Annotated in this window: 15 protein-coding genes and 6 tRNA genes; 12 read left to right on the top strand and 9 right to left on the bottom strand. The window is 60.0% G+C overall.

Features of this window, described 5'->3' with window-relative positions; genetic code table 11:
• Positions 1–488 (top strand): MBL fold metallo-hydrolase (locus MXB53_RS15545; protein ID WP_248898467.1); only part of this gene is annotated, 488 nt, incomplete at its 5' end.
• A 59-nt stretch (positions 489–547) separates the two neighbouring features.
• On the opposite strand, the gene MXB53_RS15540 is transcribed toward MXB53_RS15545, so the two are convergent.
• From MXB53_RS15540 to MXB53_RS15530, 3 genes are all read right to left on the bottom strand, one after another.
• A complete protein-coding gene (locus MXB53_RS15540) occupies positions 548–1,003 on the bottom strand; it encodes a ferritin-like domain-containing protein (RefSeq protein ID WP_006667206.1) in 456 nt (151 codons plus the stop codon).
• 116 nt (positions 1,004–1,119) lie between these two features.
• Positions 1,120–1,443: a quaternary ammonium compound efflux SMR transporter SugE gene (gene sugE / locus MXB53_RS15535; protein WP_248898466.1), complete on the bottom strand. Its 324-nt coding sequence runs from the start codon at positions 1,441–1,443 to the stop codon at positions 1,120–1,122.
• 246 nt (positions 1,444–1,689) lie between these two features.
• Positions 1,690–1,881 carry a DUF7333 family protein gene (locus MXB53_RS15530; RefSeq protein WP_248898465.1) on the bottom strand — a complete coding sequence of 64 codons (192 nt, stop codon included), beginning with the start codon at positions 1,879–1,881 and terminating at the stop codon, positions 1,690–1,692.
• Positions 1,882–2,037: 156 nt separating this feature from the next.
• Between MXB53_RS15530 and MXB53_RS15525 the strand changes: the two genes are divergently transcribed.
• Complete coding sequence (locus MXB53_RS15525) at positions 2,038–4,350, top strand: nitric-oxide reductase large subunit (RefSeq protein WP_248898464.1); 2,313 nt, start codon at positions 2,038–2,040, stop codon at positions 4,348–4,350.
• Between the two features lie 210 nt (positions 4,351–4,560).
• Here the strand turns inward: MXB53_RS15525 and MXB53_RS15520 are convergent, their stop codons facing one another.
• The gene (locus MXB53_RS15520; RefSeq protein ID WP_248898463.1) at positions 4,561–5,085 is read right to left on the bottom strand and encodes a winged helix-turn-helix domain-containing protein; all 525 of its coding nucleotides are present in this window, start codon (positions 5,083–5,085) and stop codon (positions 4,561–4,563) included.
• Between the two features lie 197 nt (positions 5,086–5,282).
• On the opposite strand from MXB53_RS15520, the gene MXB53_RS15515 reads away from it, so the two are divergent.
• Genes MXB53_RS15515 through MXB53_RS15505 form a run of 3 tightly spaced genes read left to right on the top strand, consistent with a single transcriptional unit; the run spans position 5,283 to position 8,088 of the window.
• Positions 5,283–5,498 (top strand): heavy-metal-associated domain-containing protein, encoded by a 216-nt coding sequence (locus tag MXB53_RS15515; RefSeq protein ID WP_248898462.1) that lies wholly within the window; start codon positions 5,283–5,285, stop codon positions 5,496–5,498.
• Positions 5,499–5,502: 4 nt separating this feature from the next.
• Positions 5,503–7,422 carry a heavy metal translocating P-type ATPase gene (locus tag MXB53_RS15510; protein WP_248898461.1) on the top strand — a complete coding sequence of 640 codons (1,920 nt, stop codon included), beginning with the start codon at positions 5,503–5,505 and terminating at the stop codon, positions 7,420–7,422.
• A 12-nt stretch (positions 7,423–7,434) separates the two neighbouring features.
• Entirely contained in the window at positions 7,435–8,088 is a 654-nt protein-coding gene (locus tag MXB53_RS15505) for a formylmethanofuran dehydrogenase subunit E family protein (RefSeq protein ID WP_248898460.1), read from the top strand.
• 34 nt (positions 8,089–8,122) lie between these two features.
• On the opposite strand, the gene MXB53_RS15500 is transcribed toward MXB53_RS15505, so the two are convergent.
• The 5 genes from MXB53_RS15500 to MXB53_RS15480 form a co-directional block, all read right to left on the bottom strand.
• Positions 8,123–9,355: a tyrosine-type recombinase/integrase gene (locus MXB53_RS15500; RefSeq protein ID WP_248898459.1), complete on the bottom strand. Its 1,233-nt coding sequence runs from the start codon at positions 9,353–9,355 to the stop codon at positions 8,123–8,125.
• Between the two features lie 304 nt (positions 9,356–9,659).
• Positions 9,660–10,166 carry a PIN domain-containing protein gene (locus MXB53_RS15495; protein WP_248898458.1) on the bottom strand — a complete coding sequence of 169 codons (507 nt, stop codon included), beginning with the start codon at positions 10,164–10,166 and terminating at the stop codon, positions 9,660–9,662.
• The gene (locus MXB53_RS15490) at positions 10,163–10,531 is read right to left on the bottom strand and encodes a UPF0175 family protein (RefSeq protein WP_248898457.1); all 369 of its coding nucleotides are present in this window, start codon (positions 10,529–10,531) and stop codon (positions 10,163–10,165) included. The genes MXB53_RS15495 and MXB53_RS15490 overlap by 4 nt, the downstream gene beginning before the upstream one ends.
• Before the next feature lie 131 nt (positions 10,532–10,662).
• On the bottom strand, positions 10,663–11,040 hold the full coding sequence (locus tag MXB53_RS15485; protein ID WP_248898456.1) for a MarR family transcriptional regulator: 378 nt from the start codon (positions 11,038–11,040) through the stop codon (positions 10,663–10,665).
• 193 nt (positions 11,041–11,233) lie between these two features.
• The gene (locus MXB53_RS15480) at positions 11,234–11,854 is read right to left on the bottom strand and encodes a hypothetical protein (protein ID WP_248898455.1); all 621 of its coding nucleotides are present in this window, start codon (positions 11,852–11,854) and stop codon (positions 11,234–11,236) included.
• A gap of 724 nt (positions 11,855–12,578) precedes the next feature.
• Here MXB53_RS15480 and MXB53_RS15475 point away from each other — a divergent pair.
• The 7 genes from MXB53_RS15475 to MXB53_RS15445 all read left to right on the top strand — a co-directional run bounded on the left by MXB53_RS15475 (position 12,579) and on the right by MXB53_RS15445 (position 13,582).
• Positions 12,579–12,654 (top strand) — tRNA-Gln (locus MXB53_RS15475).
• A gap of 3 nt (positions 12,655–12,657) precedes the next feature.
• Positions 12,658–12,731, top strand: a tRNA-Asp gene (locus MXB53_RS15470).
• A 249-nt stretch (positions 12,732–12,980) separates the two neighbouring features.
• Positions 12,981–13,053: transfer RNA gene (locus tag MXB53_RS15465), tRNA-Pro, on the top strand.
• Between the two features lie 4 nt (positions 13,054–13,057).
• A tRNA-Ser gene (locus MXB53_RS15460) sits at positions 13,058–13,144 on the top strand.
• A 2-nt stretch (positions 13,145–13,146) separates the two neighbouring features.
• On the top strand, positions 13,147–13,287 hold the full coding sequence (locus MXB53_RS15455; RefSeq protein ID WP_176765364.1) for a hypothetical protein: 141 nt from the start codon (positions 13,147–13,149) through the stop codon (positions 13,285–13,287).
• Positions 13,288–13,335: 48 nt separating this feature from the next.
• Positions 13,336–13,408: transfer RNA gene (locus tag MXB53_RS15450), tRNA-Glu, on the top strand.
• Positions 13,409–13,511: 103 nt separating this feature from the next.
• A tRNA-Met gene (locus tag MXB53_RS15445) sits at positions 13,512–13,582 on the top strand.
• The last annotated feature ends 5 nt before the right edge of the window (positions 13,583–13,587 follow it).

Genomic DNA, 13,587 nt, shown 5'->3' with positions numbered 1-13,587 from the left:
AAACCGAACTCGTGACAGAGGAGTTCAGTCGGGAGATGGACGGTTGGGACGTCGACGCACTCCCAGTCGAACATTCCATCGAGACGTACGCATTCCGCTTCGAGGAACACGAAACCGGTTCGTCGTTCGTCTTCTCCGGCGACACGCGGAAGATCCCGTCGCTCGCAGAGTTCGCTTCTGATGCGGACGTCCTCGTTCAGGACTGTAACACCGCCCCGGTCGATAAGGACCGCGTGCCGGACGAGGACGACCAGTTCGTCTGGCAACGGTATGCCGAGGGAGAACGGGACTTGGACCAATCGACGCTGACGGCCAATCACTGTGATGCTACAGACGCGGGAGAACTCGCCCAGGACGCTGGCGTCGAGACGCTCGTTCTCACGCACATCATGCCGTACCGTGATCTCGAATCGATGCGGCGAGACGCCGAGTCAGAATTTGACGGCGACGTAATCGTGGCTGAGGATGGGCTTACCCTCTCTCCATAGAAAGTCAAAATCTGGGGTTTAACAACGCTCCAAGGACCGTGAGTCTGTCGGTAGTCTGTTCAGTCCTGTTTGTATTCGCGTCTGAATCCACGGAACTCCGTACGGTGGGCTTCTTCGTCACTTAGAATTGTGACGGCGAGATCTTCTGTGACTGGGTCATCGGCATCAGTCGCGGCTGTAATGAGGTCACGATACATCTGGATGGCGTCTTCTTCGGCATCCAAGACGCCGTCAATGACCGACACGACGTCGGTACTGTCCTCCGGCGGCTGAAGACTTTCTTGTCGCGCTTCGAAATCGGCTGACGCGGGCGGGCGCTCGTCGAGTTGCTTGAGCCGGTTGCCCAACAATTGGGCGTGATTAAGTTCCTCCTGAACATCGGCTTCGAGACTCTGTTTTACCTCCTCGGCACTGACTCCGTCGAGGACAATGGAGTTCGTCAAGTAGTTCATCACGGTCTCGATCTCGTCACTATACGCCCGCTGGAGGAGCTCGGTTACTCGTTCACTTGTCATACAACGAAAATACGCCGCCTATCCGTTTATGGCTATGGGTGGTCAAATCCAAGAGGAGAGTTGAAGACTGACTACAATGCGTGTAGATTCAGGTGTAAATAATGATAACTAGCTGCTTAGTGGCCGCCCGAAACAGCGTGTAGACCAACGATCCCGACGACAATCACACCGATGAATGATATGCGGGCGAGAGTGGCGGGTTCATCAAAGAGAATGATTCCAAGCGTGGCCGTCCCGACTGCACCGATACCTGTCCAGACAGCATATGCTATCCCGATTGGGAGGTCTTTGACTGCTTGTGCCAACAGTACCATACTGATGACGAGGGCGACAACAGTGCCGACCGTTGGCACTGGTTTCGTGAGTCCGTCCGAATATTCAAGTCCGACTGCCCAGCCGATCTCGAACAGGCCTGCGAGTATGAGTATATACCACGACATCACAGCTACGCCTACCTATCCAGTCAGTCTATAGCTTCTGCTATCCATCAGACAAGACAGAGTTAGCTATATCTATCCGTTTGCTATCGGTGCCGACACACACTGTATTGACCGCCACTGAGCCCCAGTTGTATCACCTTCCCAGAATTGTAACAGAGTCGGCGAACAACAAATCATCCTCTTACTGCTCAGGAACGTCGATACTGGAGACCATAGCTATCATGGAATATCATCTCACCGGATGACTTACTGCAGGGCACGATACCCGCCGTATTTCATTCCGAGCCAGAACGCGACCGCTGCGAAGATCACCATCGATGGGAGCACCATCATAAGTACCGTCTGGGTTGCCATGACGCCGCTGGCGACCAGCCCCCCGACCCCGATTGCGATTATTGCAACAAGAATTCCGCCCGCTCTCGGTAGGTCAAACTCCATATCGATCGGAGGGTTGTCTGGATAGTAATACATTATGAAATCGTAGCAGGAGAACGGTGATAGAATTCTACCGCAGTATAATAAGCGACGCGTGGCGCTCACAACCTTTCTTTTTCAGCACCACCATTATGTAGCGAGAGTGTGGGAGTGTGACACATGGAAGTCCGCAGGAAAACCCTTGCAAAGTTACTCCTCCTGGCGTTTGTCTTCAATCTAATCGTGATGGGGTCGGGGGCGTACTTCGCGTACCAGGAATCGCCCGACCGCCCGGAGCGCATCGTCGGCCCCGACGGCGAGGTGATCACGACGAATGAACAGATCGTCGAAGGGAAGGCTGCGTTCCAGCAGAACGGCCTGATGAACCACGGGTCGATCCTCGGGAACGGCGCGTACTTCGGCCCGGATTACACGGCCGACGCCCAGGAACGACTGGTTTCGAACATGCGCGTGTACGTCGCCCAGGAACGCTACGACACGCCGTACGCAGACCTTCCCGAACCGGAGCAAGCGGCCGTGAACTCTGTCGTCTCGCGCCAGCTTCAGGAGGGCGAGCTAGGGACCACTCTCGAGCTCACCGCCGCGGAGTCGTACGCCTACGAACAGGTACAGCAATCATACGTCGAGCGGTACTACGGCGGTGCCGCCGAACACGGCGTCCCAGAACAGTTCATCGAAACACGCTCGGACGCCCAGCGGTTCGCGGACTTCGCACTATGGACGGCACTGTTCTCGTCGATCGACCGGCCGAACAGCGACGTCTCCTGGACGAACGAGTGGCCGTACAACCCTGGCGCCGGGAATACGCCCACGACGTCCTCGCTGACGTGGAGCGTCATCGCGATGGTGCTCCTCGTCGGCGGGGGTGGCGCCGGCATCTGGCTGTACAACTCCGCCGAACTCCCGGAACCGGACACGAAGGGCGTCGACGTCCCCCATCCTAACGAGATCGACCTCTACCCGAGCCAGTTCGCTGCAATTCGGTTCGTCCCAGTGGCGGCCGTGCTCTTCGTCGTCCAGACGCTTCTCGGGGGGCTGATGGCACACTACTACATTGAGCGGGAGGGCTTCTACGGCATCGCGGAAGCCCTCGGCGTCGACGCGATGGCGACCCTCCCCTTCGCGATCACGAAAGCCTGGCACATCGACCTCGCGATCCTCTGGATCGCCACCCTCTGGCTCGGCGTTGGCCTCTTCCTCCCGCCGCTGCTCACCGGGCACGAGCCGAAGAATCAGAAACGGTACATTCACGTCTTGCTGGGGGCACTGGTCGTCGTCGTCGGCGGCGGATTAGTAGGTATCTGGCTCGGTGCCCAGGGCTACATCGATGGCGCACTCTGGTGGATCATCGGCAACGAGGGCCTCGAGTACCTCGAAGTGGGACGCCTCTGGCAGGCCGGTCTGCTCGCTGGGTTCATTTTCTGGGCAGCTCTCGTCGCACGGGGCTTCAAACCCCTGCTCGACCGGGAGGAGCGATACGGACTCGCCCATATGATTCTCTACGCGGGCGGGTCCATCGCGCTGCTCTTCTCCGCGAGCATGCTGTACACACCGCAGACTACGATGCCGGTGACGGAGTTCTGGCGCTGGTGGGTCGTCCACATGTGGGTCGAGGGCGCCTTCGAGTTCTTCGTCGTCGCCATCATCGGTATCTCCCTCGTCTCGATGAACCTCCTCAAACGTCGCAGCGCGGAGAAAGCGGTCATGTTCGAAGCGCTGTTCGTGATGGGAGCAGGCGTCATCGGCGTTTCCCACCACTACTGGTGGGTTGGTATGGCCGACTACTGGATCCCTATCGGGAGTGTCTTCTCCACGCTGGAGTTCATCCCGTTGATCTTCATCCTCTACGAAGCCCTTCACGAGTACCGGGCGATGATGGGGGCGGGCAAGGACTTCCCGTATCGGCTGGCGTTCATGTTCATTATCGCCTCCGGGTTCTGGAACTTCGTCGGCGGTGGCGTCCTCGGGTTCTTCATCAACCTCCCGCTGGTGAACTACTACGAGCACGGCACGTTCCTCACGGTCGGGCACGCACACGGCGCGATGTTCGGCGCGTTCGGCTTCCTCGCACTCGGGATGGCAGTCTACGCCCTCCAGTTCACTACCAAAGCCGGGAAGTGGGATCAGACGAACCTCAAGCGTGCGTTCTGGATACTGAACGCCGGGCTCGCGTGGATGGTCTTCATCGGCGACGTCCCCGTCGGTTTCCTCCAGCTAGAGACCGTCTTCACGGCAAACTACGACGCCGGCCGCTCGCTCGCGTTCTACAGCCGCGACATCGTGCAGTGGCTCTTCTGGGCACGCCTGCCGGGCGACATCCTCATTATCGTCGGTGCGAGTCTGTTCGCCTACGACGTTCTCAAGAAACGCTTCGTCCGCCGTGACGAACCTGATTCCATCTCCGACGGAACGATCATCTCCCGGCGGATCTTCGCCGAAGGAGACGCGGGTTCCGAACTCGACGACGATTAACGCCCCCAGTCACTCGTGTTTCGCCGATATCGACGCTGTTGACGTTCTCTTCACGGCGTGCGATTTCATCTGCCAATTCGTTTCACCCGGGTGATCGTGCGCGACACGGGGAACACGGATCCTGAATGGGGAGACCAGGAGATCCAACAACAACGGAGTCTCCCACCATGGACCGAGTCAGTAAATATCGTTATGACTCACTGGCGTCGCTTACGATTCCCGCTGAGCGCGGACGAACGCTCGCCGCAGGACGGTCAGCAGGACGTACGTCTCGTACTTCTGGTTCCGACAGTGATCACACGGCTGCATCTCCCTCATTATCTCCTCGATAGACTCCTCGTACTCCCCCGTAAGCTGGTTCAGCGCCTCTGTAATCTCTGGCTGGATAGCGTCGGTCATCTCCTCGACGGCGGCATCAGCGGTGTCGGGCAAGGAGTACGAGAGGACGATCGTGTTCGCGTGGTAGTACTTCGTCGTGCCGCCACGCCCCTCCTCGAAGCGGACGACGTCTACGAGCCCGGAATCGCGGAGTTCGTTGATGTGGTGCCGCACGGTGTTTTCGGTCCGCTCGATCCCTCGCTCGGTAAGTCGGTCGTGAACCTCGCCTGCCGTCCGTGCCTGGTCGGCCAGTATGTCGAGGATCATCGCTCGCATTGGTTCGTCGATGGCATCCGAGACGCGGGTATCCCTGATCGCGATGTCGTCGAGATGGTGGTCGCCGGCGGAACTGCTCATAATGAGACTGCGAGACACGTGCGGGAAAAGGTAGCGGCGAACACTACTGTCGAACGCTTCGACCGGACGACTGTCCTGCGGTCGGATCGAGTCGAAGCCCTAGACGACCTATTGAACTGTTCCAACGACCTATATCTCTATTCAAACATATCATTTAAAAAATATATATGGCGGTCCGGGTGCTACGTAGAACTGTGATGAACGAGACAACCCAACTCCGTGTGATGGACTTCGACTGCCCGACCTGCGCGAGCACCGTTGAACGCGCCCTATCGAACGTCGACGGCGTCCAGAATGTGGAAGTCCACTACACGACCGGCCGAGTCGAGATCGAGTACGACGACGACGTCGCTGACCCCGACGCCTTCGCACAGGCCATCGAAAACCAGGACTACACGCCCCAGCCCGCCTAGATCAATGAACGCACAAACGATAACACAGTACTACCGGAAGAACCGGAAAGCCATCGTTACGGCGTCCAGCGGCCTCCTCTACGGTGGCGGCTGGAGCCTCGGCCACTTCACCGGCTTCGATACCGCGAGTGCCGGTATTCTCATCCTCGCGGCGATCATCGGCGGCTACGACATCGCCAAAACCGCCTACTACGAGGTCACCAACCGAACGCTCGGCATCAAGACGCTCGTGACCTTGGCGGCCATTGGTGCCATCGTCATCGGCGAATACTGGGAAGCTGCCGCCGTCGTCTTCCTGTTCAGCCTCGGCAGCTACCTAGAAGGCCGGACGATGCGGAAGACCCGGACGGCACTCCAGGAGCTTCTGGAGATGACGCCCGACACGGCGACCGTCCGTCGCGACGGAGACCTCCAAGAAGTTCCTGCCCGCGACGTCGAGGAGGGTGAAGTTGTCATCGTGAAACCGGGCGGCAAGATTCCGGTCGATGGGAGCGTCGTCGATGGCGAGAGTGCCGTCAATCAGGCCCCGGTCACCGGCGAGAGCGCGCCCGTTCACAAGGCCGACGGTGACGAAGTCTACGCGGGGACGGTCAACCAGGAAGGCGCACTGGAGGTCCGGACGACGGGTGCGGGCTCGGATACGACGCTCGAGCGCATCATCCGCCGCGTCGAGGAGGCCCAGGAGGCCCAGTCGCCCACGGAGAGTCTCATCGACCGGTTCGCGAAGTACTACACCCCAGCCGTCATCGTGCTCGCAATCGGCGCGTACGCAGTCACGCAGAACGCGATCCTGTCACTCACCTTGCTGGTCATCGGCTGTCCGGGCGCGCTGGTCATCGGACCGCCGGTCAGCATCGTCTCGGCCATCGGGAACGCCGCCCGGTCGGGCGTCCTGATGAAGGGTGGCGAACACCTCGAACGTGCCGGCAAGATCGACCTCGTTGCCTTCGACAAGACCGGCACCCTCACGAAAGGTGAGACCACCGTCGCCGACGTCGAGGGGTTCGGCGTCGACGACGACGAGGTAATCTCGCTCGCGGCGACTGCCGAGAAGAAAAGCGAACACCACCTCGCCGACGCCATCGTCGACGCAGCACGCGACCGTCCGACCGCCGCAACCGATGGCGGAACTGCGATCGCCCATTCCGATGCCGCGAGCGCCGAACACCGGTCGGTTTCGGATCCGGATGACTTCGACGTGGTCGCCGGCAAGGGTGTCGTCGCCCATACGGACGGCCACGAGGTCGTCGTTGGGAACCGGGCGCTGCTCGACGACCGCAGCATCGACATCCCGGATCACATCGCCGAGTACGTCCGTGGCCGCGAGGAACGCGGTGAGACGGTCGTCCACGTCGTGCGAGACGGCAGCGTCATCGGCGTGATTGCGATGCGCGACGAACTTCGAGAGGCCGCTCCTGGCGTCGTAGCGGCGCTTCAGGATGCCGGCATCGAGACGGTGATGCTCACCGGCGACAACGAGCGGACGGCAAGTGCCGTCGCAGGGGAAGTGGGCATCGACGAGTACCGCGCCGAACTCCTCCCCGAGGACAAACAGACCGTCATCGAAGAATACCAGGCCGACGGCCAAGTCGTTGCGATGGTCGGCGATGGCATCAACGACGCGCCGTCGCTGGCGACCGCCGACGTCGGTATCGCGATGGGCGCTGCCGGCACGGACACCGCCATCGAGACGGCGGACATGGCGCTGATGGCCGACGACCTCGAACGCATCCCGTACGCGGTCACACTCAGTAAGGCGACGCGCTGGAACGTCCTCGAGAACGTCGGGCTCGCGGTGCTGACCGTGACCGTCCTGCTCGCTGGCGTGCTCACCAGTTACGTCACGCTCGCCGCCGGGATGCTCGTCCACGAAGCCAGCGTTCTCCTCGTCATCCTCAACGGGATGCGACTGCTCCGACACTAATCTCCACAACTAATGACAACAAATTCACCTGCGACTGACGCGACGCACACTAGCACCGACTGGCAGGTCGACTACGACGCCGACCCGATCGAAATCCGCGACCCCGTCGCGGAGGCCCTCGGCGTCCTCACATCAGGCGATCCGTTCGTCGTCACCTACACGGACGCGGTGAAAGAGGCCGGTCACTCCTGTCCGACTGCCTCGGGCGCCTACCGGATCGTCCAGCTCGGGCTCGATGCCCTGTATCCCGACGACTATCCAATCCGAAGCGTAATCGAAGTCCAGGCAGCCGGCCCGCGAGACGATGCTGCGTACGGCGTGATGGGGCGCATCATTTCGTACGTGACTGGCTCGACCGAGGACGACGGATTCAGCGGGCTCGCCGGTGGTCATGGGGGGCGCCGTGACCTCCTGCACTTCGACGCATTCGATCCAGACACGGCGGCGCCGACGTTCCGGTTCCGGCGAACCGATACGAACGAGACCGTCGAAGTGACCTACCATGTTGGCGACGTTCCTGACGGGGGACCCGCAATCGGGAATCTCCAGGAAATACTGGATGGGTCAGCAAGCGATCAACAGCGGGAGGCGTTCGCTGACGCCTGGCACCACCGGGTACAGGTCGTCCTCAACGACGACTCGCTGTTCACCGTCGAAGTGGTGTGACCACGTCGGTCCACCCCCACACTCGAAAAAAAAATTACTCCAGTATACTATCGATCTCCTCGAGCGCCTCAGTGGCGACATCACCAAGTTCTCCAGCCTCAATATGTGAATACCGTTCTCGGACCATCTCTTCGGAGTTATCGAGATACCGGGCCGCCACCGTGTATCCGAACGCTCGGACAAGCACCTCTCCCATCCCTCGGCGACCGCCGTGTGGAGCAAGATAATCGTGTTTCGGATGGTCGATGTCGATCCCTGCGGCCCCCGAGAGCCGTTGGAGAATCGACCGTGCGCCATCCGTCGTGATCGACGGCGGCCGAATGTCCTCATCGAGCGCCAGCAGCAGGTCGCGAGCGTACTCCGTACGGCGTTTAGTGATTGCTTCTGGGCGTTCCCCTCGTTCGGCTAGCTCTTCCCGGACGAGCTCCGCGAGCGTCCGTTGGTCGAACGTCGGAAACACCGGCCAGCGTTCCGTGGGTGGGTCCATCAGCTGGCGGTAGCTCCGCAGCGGCGAGATCACCGGGTCGGGGAGACTGGCGGCGTCCCACTGCTGTTTCTTCCGGTAGACATCCATACTCCCGTCGTCGAGGGAGAGATCTTCCCAGCGGACGCCGCGCCGGCGCGGGTCGTTCGGGTCCCGGAGGAGTTCGCCGACGCGGACGGCGGTGTACGCGAGGACGAACACCAGCGCCCGGTCACGAGCCGCTTTGAGCGCCGTGTAGCGCGCTCGCTGCTTGTCGAGGGGGTCAGTATCCTCCGGGAGTGTCGTGTACGCCTCGACGGCGTCGCGGGCCCGTTCGTCGACGTGGCGGGTGAGGTCGTGGCGCTGTTCGGACGTCCAGGCCTGCTGGTCACCGGGCTTTCGGCCGTCATCCTCCGGTAGTGGCGCCATCGCACTCGCCCGCTGGGCGTAATGCGCCTCGAGATACCCCTCGTTGACACACCAGCCACACCACGCAGAGATATAGCGGTAATAGGTTTGGACGGTGTTCAGCTTGAGGCCACGGTCACCAGCGAGATGCCGGGCGTACTCGCGGAAGACGCGTTCGTCGAGGTCCTCGAAGGTGGGGTCGCGGTCGACGTCGTCGGAGACGATTCCGGTCCAGTCGTCGGCGCGGTTGCCGGCGGCCCACTCGGCAAACCGCTCAAGCTCACGCGCAGCGTTTCGTCGATAGTTCCCGCCGTCGCCACCGCGGCCTTTCCCCTTGTCCTGGAGGTAACGCTCGAAGCTATCGTCGAGCGGCGTCGAAAGTGCTCGATCAACCATTCACCGGCCCTCCACCGTCCTGCGAGTCCGGTCTCGGTGCCTCTACCCTGGGGGAAGCGCCGTCGTGAGGCGGTTGCAGCATTCGTGCTTCACCGACGGCGGCGGGGTACTTCAAAGTGGTCGTGATTATCGAAATAATCACTAACAGCGCGTATCGCAGTAATATTGGAGGAATATGGGGTTTAGGACCCTGAGACAACGGAATACAAGAGTCCAGCTAATTTATAAATCATATTTCACTATATATTTTCGCGGCCGCGCGGAGTTGAGACGATACAGGTTATAAAAAGGTGAAAGATGGAGCTCACCGATAGTCCGAAATCGACCGATATGGAACGTAGTAGCCAATCTCGTCAATCCATGTCGACAGCCACTCGTCAGCGGTCGATTCGTTGAGCTTACCAGCATCAATCGCAGCCAAGAGCACACCGACTGATCCGACAACGGTCACACCCTGTTCTTTGGCGAACGATCGAGCATCCCCGTCATCGGTCAGCAGACGGCCGTCGTGTGCATCCGCCACGGCAAACGCTTGGGCCTCGCCGGCATCGAGATGGTCACTGACGACCGCCTCCCTGTTTGCGACCGTCTCCGAGATAGGCACGACTGGAATCTCGTCGTCGAGTATATCGAGTGCGGATTGCAGATACGGATGATCGTCAACGCCGTTTTCGAGTTCCTCGCGGACGACTGGAACCGTACAGATTCCAGAGAGTCCTGCAACCACCCACAACCGGTCGATATACGCAAAATTCGAGAGGACAGTCGTGTTCAGGACGCTCGGGTTCGCTGGAATATCGTCACCTGTCATTTCGCAGGCGAATCCACGTCGTCCGAGTCCTCATCGTCGAATTCGAGTTCGCGTGCTGCCTCCACCTCGTAAGCTGCGTCGTCTTCGTCAACGAGTCCGAGGCGGAGGTCGACGCCGTGCTCGCGGAGGATGTCACGCATCGTCCAGCGGTCGACATCAGCGAGTCTCGCAGCATCACCGAGTGTAATCCGTTCGCGTTCGTAGAGGGCGACCGCAGCTGCTATCCGCTCGTTCTCGTGGTCCTCGAAGTATTCACGAACGAACTCCCGCAACGCATCGCTCTTGCCTCCGAACACACCAGCCTCGACAGCACCCTCAATCAGGAGGTCGAGATCGTCAGGATATGATCCGGTGATTCGTGCCATCGTTCTATCCGAGACTACGACTTCATACTATTTATGAACTGCGCCAGACTGCCATATTCGTTAAGGGGACCAGTCTCAACTACTGCCACCGCACGGCATCTCCCGTCGTTAGACCGGCTGAGACAGAGCGCTCACTGGTCGTCCTCGGTATCGACGCTTGGATGCGCCTTCTCGGGCGCGTGTTCACGCCAAGCGTCCTTGTCCTCCGGTCCGAGCTGTTCGTTAAAGAGGGCAGTCGCCCGCTCATACCCGCTATATCCCTCGAGGCGTTCTTCGTCGTCCGTCACTGCCCAGTATGTTGCTTTGTGCTCGACCAGCTCACGATCCTTCAACCGAGAGAGTGCCGTACTAACCGGGCCTTCGTCAAGACCGGTCTGAGACGCAATCTCGCGGGCCTTGAACGCATAGTCGTCGTTTGCTATGAGGAAGCCAAGAACCTGATCAGGGACCGAAAGATCCGCGAGCTCGTCCTCGCTCGTGTTCTCGAATGTGTCTCGGTCGATGGACATCGTTGAAAATAGTACGCAGTCGGCTGTAAAGAGCGTTAGATGTGAAAGTCACGAAATTTTTTGAAAGTGAATCACTGGCAATCGCGTAGACCGTATACATCCGAACATCCAGTCTCACCTACTGTCTCTTCGGGAGAGCTCCTCGTCGTCCGCGTCGCCATCACTGAATTCGAGTGCGTTCGCTCCCTCTATCTCAATCGAGAATCGAATCGAACAGGCGCCGATACTCATCAAGCCACTCGATCTCGTGGTATGCCACGTCGTTCTGAATGTCGTATTCAAGCGGGAGTGGATCCGAACGGTGGATCGTGAATGTGAGGTTGATTTCGACACAGGGGCCGTGCTCTGAGACGCACTCGAAGCCATCGTCAGCGGGGTAGACAACACTAAACCAGCGAATCTGGAACCCAAAGTGGTCACACACATCTCTGACGACGGCAGCGTCACAATAGGGCGTATGGACCCACAGTTCCCCGCCAGCGTAGGCCTGATCTTTGACACACCAGACTGCATCAAGGGAGCGGAGAAACTCGGCAGCGCGATTGTAGTGCGCTTCAGTCAGGCGGTCCCACCAGTGGTACTCCTCGACGTCGTCAACGAGGAGCTGGAGGCAATCTCCACACACATCATACGCCCGCTCACCAAGAGAGACTTCGTGGAGTTTGTCGTACTGGGTGGTGTCACACGCATCGCACGGCGGGGAAGCACCACTACCCTGGCATCCAGTAGATGATCGTTGTTCGGTGTGGTTGGAACACCCGCTGTTTGCACTCCCTGGCTTCTGAGATTCGTTTGAGTCGGTATTCTCGGTCATTGGTATCTAACCGAGAACCGTCAGTCACGCCGTGTGACTGGGCTCCCGGCTAGCACCGGACCGGCGATCGGCCACTCATCTATCGCCACAGAGAGCAGGTTGGTGTAAATAGTTTCTGCGGGTCCAACCGAGAACACCGGCCAGCGTCCGGCTATCGACGACAGCCAATGCTAGGACATTAAACGTCGTGTGCAACCGCATCTTGGAGTGTGACTGGCGTGTCTGTGGGTAACACACCCTAACTAATTTTAATACAATTGCCACGATATTCCAGGTTGACGTCCGAGACACCCCTCAAACCGAGAGAGTTCAACACGATGATCATCACTCGCCTCACGCCGCGGCGTGCTCGTTCTCGCTTAGCCGCGGGTCCCGTGTTCGGCGAGTGCCTACAAGATCAGCGTGCGAAGAGCCCGGGCGCAAACCGCCGGATCCACGTCGACTTCGAATACGAGAGTTCGACGCAATCCGGCGACGTCCGGACACTCTCACCCGCATAACTCGGCCCCCATACGGACTACCCGTCACGGGTCGGGGAACACGGGATTGCCGCCTGCCTGTGCCCAGTACTCGCTCAGGACACAGCCTGATGCGAGTGCGGGGTGCCAGGCTCGCGGCTGATTGGTTTCCGTTCGTTCGATACAGGAGCGAGCGGACTTCGTCTGCGCTGAGCGTACGGAAGTCGTTAGCCAACAGCCCCGCAGCGAGAGCTGCGGCTACATCGAGCCCCGGAGTCTCCGCTGGCGAGGGACGCCGGACTTTGAATCCGGAGGTCGCCGGTTCGATTCCGGCCGGGGCGACATGCCGACGTGGTGTAATCCGGCGAGCATACGGTCCTGTCACGGCCGTGATCCGGGTTCAAATCCCGGCGTCGGCGTGGATGCGTGGCGTGGCCACGTGGGGATACCCATCGAGGTAGGCAGCCCGTTGGTGCGGTCAGCTGGATCGTTCCGACGATGCTGGGCCCAGCAGGGTCTGCAACCTACATGAGCCGGTGTGGTATTCCCGGGAACACCCGAAGTACGCCCCCGCAATGAGACGCGCAACCACGACTACTCGGTCGCGGTTGCGCAGTTGGAAAATCGTACAGATAGATAATCAGCTGCCGAACGCTCGGCAGTCCCGTGAGCCGATGGTCCAGCGGACGACGATCTGTGCCTTGGGCGCACAGGACCGAGGTTCGAATCCTCGTCGGCTCACTGTGCCGTGACTGGGTATTGGGGAACCCAGCGGCCTGCTATGCCGTGGCCGTCTGCTATCGGTCTCCCGGTTCGAATCCGGGTCGCGGCGTCATGACAACGAATGTCTGCCCTACCTGCGAGGAGGAAGCGTTCCGTCACGTCCCGCTCGGTGAAACAACGTCCATCGACACGATTGGAAGCGTGAAAATCTGCGTCACCGAGGACGGCGCATACTTCCACGGAACGAGGTGACCGCCATCCATCCACTGGCGGACGATCCGTTCCAGACGAGGCCAACCCGCCCCAGTGGAGTAGCGGCCAAACTCACGGCCCTCTCACGGCCGAGCCCCCGGTTCGAATCCGGGCTGGAGCATTCTCCAACAGTCCGAGACCTCTCACTTCCAGCCGACGAAACTGAGGGACGGACAGCTGTGGAGAACTGAGAGATGTCCATGAGTGAGTTCCGAATTGTGTGCTGCGGGATAGGATAATGGCAGTCCACGGGGCTCATATCCCCGAGGCCCAGGTTCGACTCCTGGTCCCGCAATGGAG

The organism is Haloplanus sp. XH21, from assembly GCF_023276355.1.
GTDB classification, from domain to species: domain Archaea; phylum Halobacteriota; class Halobacteria; order Halobacteriales; family Haloferacaceae; genus Haloplanus; species Haloplanus halobius.
Note: the sequence above shows the minus strand (reverse complement) of the source record. Positions and strands in the feature narration are given on the sequence as shown.

Excerpts from the sequence above, each read along its gene's own strand:
- MXB53_RS15540 (WP_006667206.1), bottom strand. The coding sequence starts at position 1,003 with ATGACAAGTGAACGAGTAACCGAGCTCCTCCAGCGGGCGTATAGTGAC.
- sugE (WP_248898466.1), bottom strand. The coding sequence starts at position 1,443 with ATGTCGTGGTATATACTCATACTCGCAGGCCTGTTCGAGATCGGCTGG.
- MXB53_RS15530 (WP_248898465.1), bottom strand. The coding sequence starts at position 1,881 with ATGGAGTTTGACCTACCGAGAGCGGGCGGAATTCTTGTTGCAATAATC.
- MXB53_RS15525 (WP_248898464.1), top strand. The coding sequence starts at position 2,038 with ATGGAAGTCCGCAGGAAAACCCTTGCAAAGTTACTCCTCCTGGCGTTT.
- MXB53_RS15520 (WP_248898463.1), bottom strand. The coding sequence starts at position 5,085 with ATGAGCAGTTCCGCCGGCGACCACCATCTCGACGACATCGCGATCAGG.
- MXB53_RS15515 (WP_248898462.1), top strand. The coding sequence starts at position 5,283 with ATGAACGAGACAACCCAACTCCGTGTGATGGACTTCGACTGCCCGACC.
- MXB53_RS15510 (WP_248898461.1), top strand. The coding sequence starts at position 5,503 with ATGAACGCACAAACGATAACACAGTACTACCGGAAGAACCGGAAAGCC.
- MXB53_RS15505 (WP_248898460.1), top strand. The coding sequence starts at position 7,435 with ATGACAACAAATTCACCTGCGACTGACGCGACGCACACTAGCACCGAC.
- MXB53_RS15500 (WP_248898459.1), bottom strand. The coding sequence starts at position 9,355 with ATGGTTGATCGAGCACTTTCGACGCCGCTCGACGATAGCTTCGAGCGT.
- MXB53_RS15495 (WP_248898458.1), bottom strand. The coding sequence starts at position 10,166 with ATGACAGGTGACGATATTCCAGCGAACCCGAGCGTCCTGAACACGACT.
- MXB53_RS15490 (WP_248898457.1), bottom strand. The coding sequence starts at position 10,531 with ATGGCACGAATCACCGGATCATATCCTGACGATCTCGACCTCCTGATT.
- MXB53_RS15485 (WP_248898456.1), bottom strand. The coding sequence starts at position 11,040 with ATGTCCATCGACCGAGACACATTCGAGAACACGAGCGAGGACGAGCTC.
- MXB53_RS15480 (WP_248898455.1), bottom strand. The coding sequence starts at position 11,854 with ATGACCGAGAATACCGACTCAAACGAATCTCAGAAGCCAGGGAGTGCA.
- MXB53_RS15455 (WP_176765364.1), top strand. The coding sequence starts at position 13,147 with ATGACAACGAATGTCTGCCCTACCTGCGAGGAGGAAGCGTTCCGTCAC.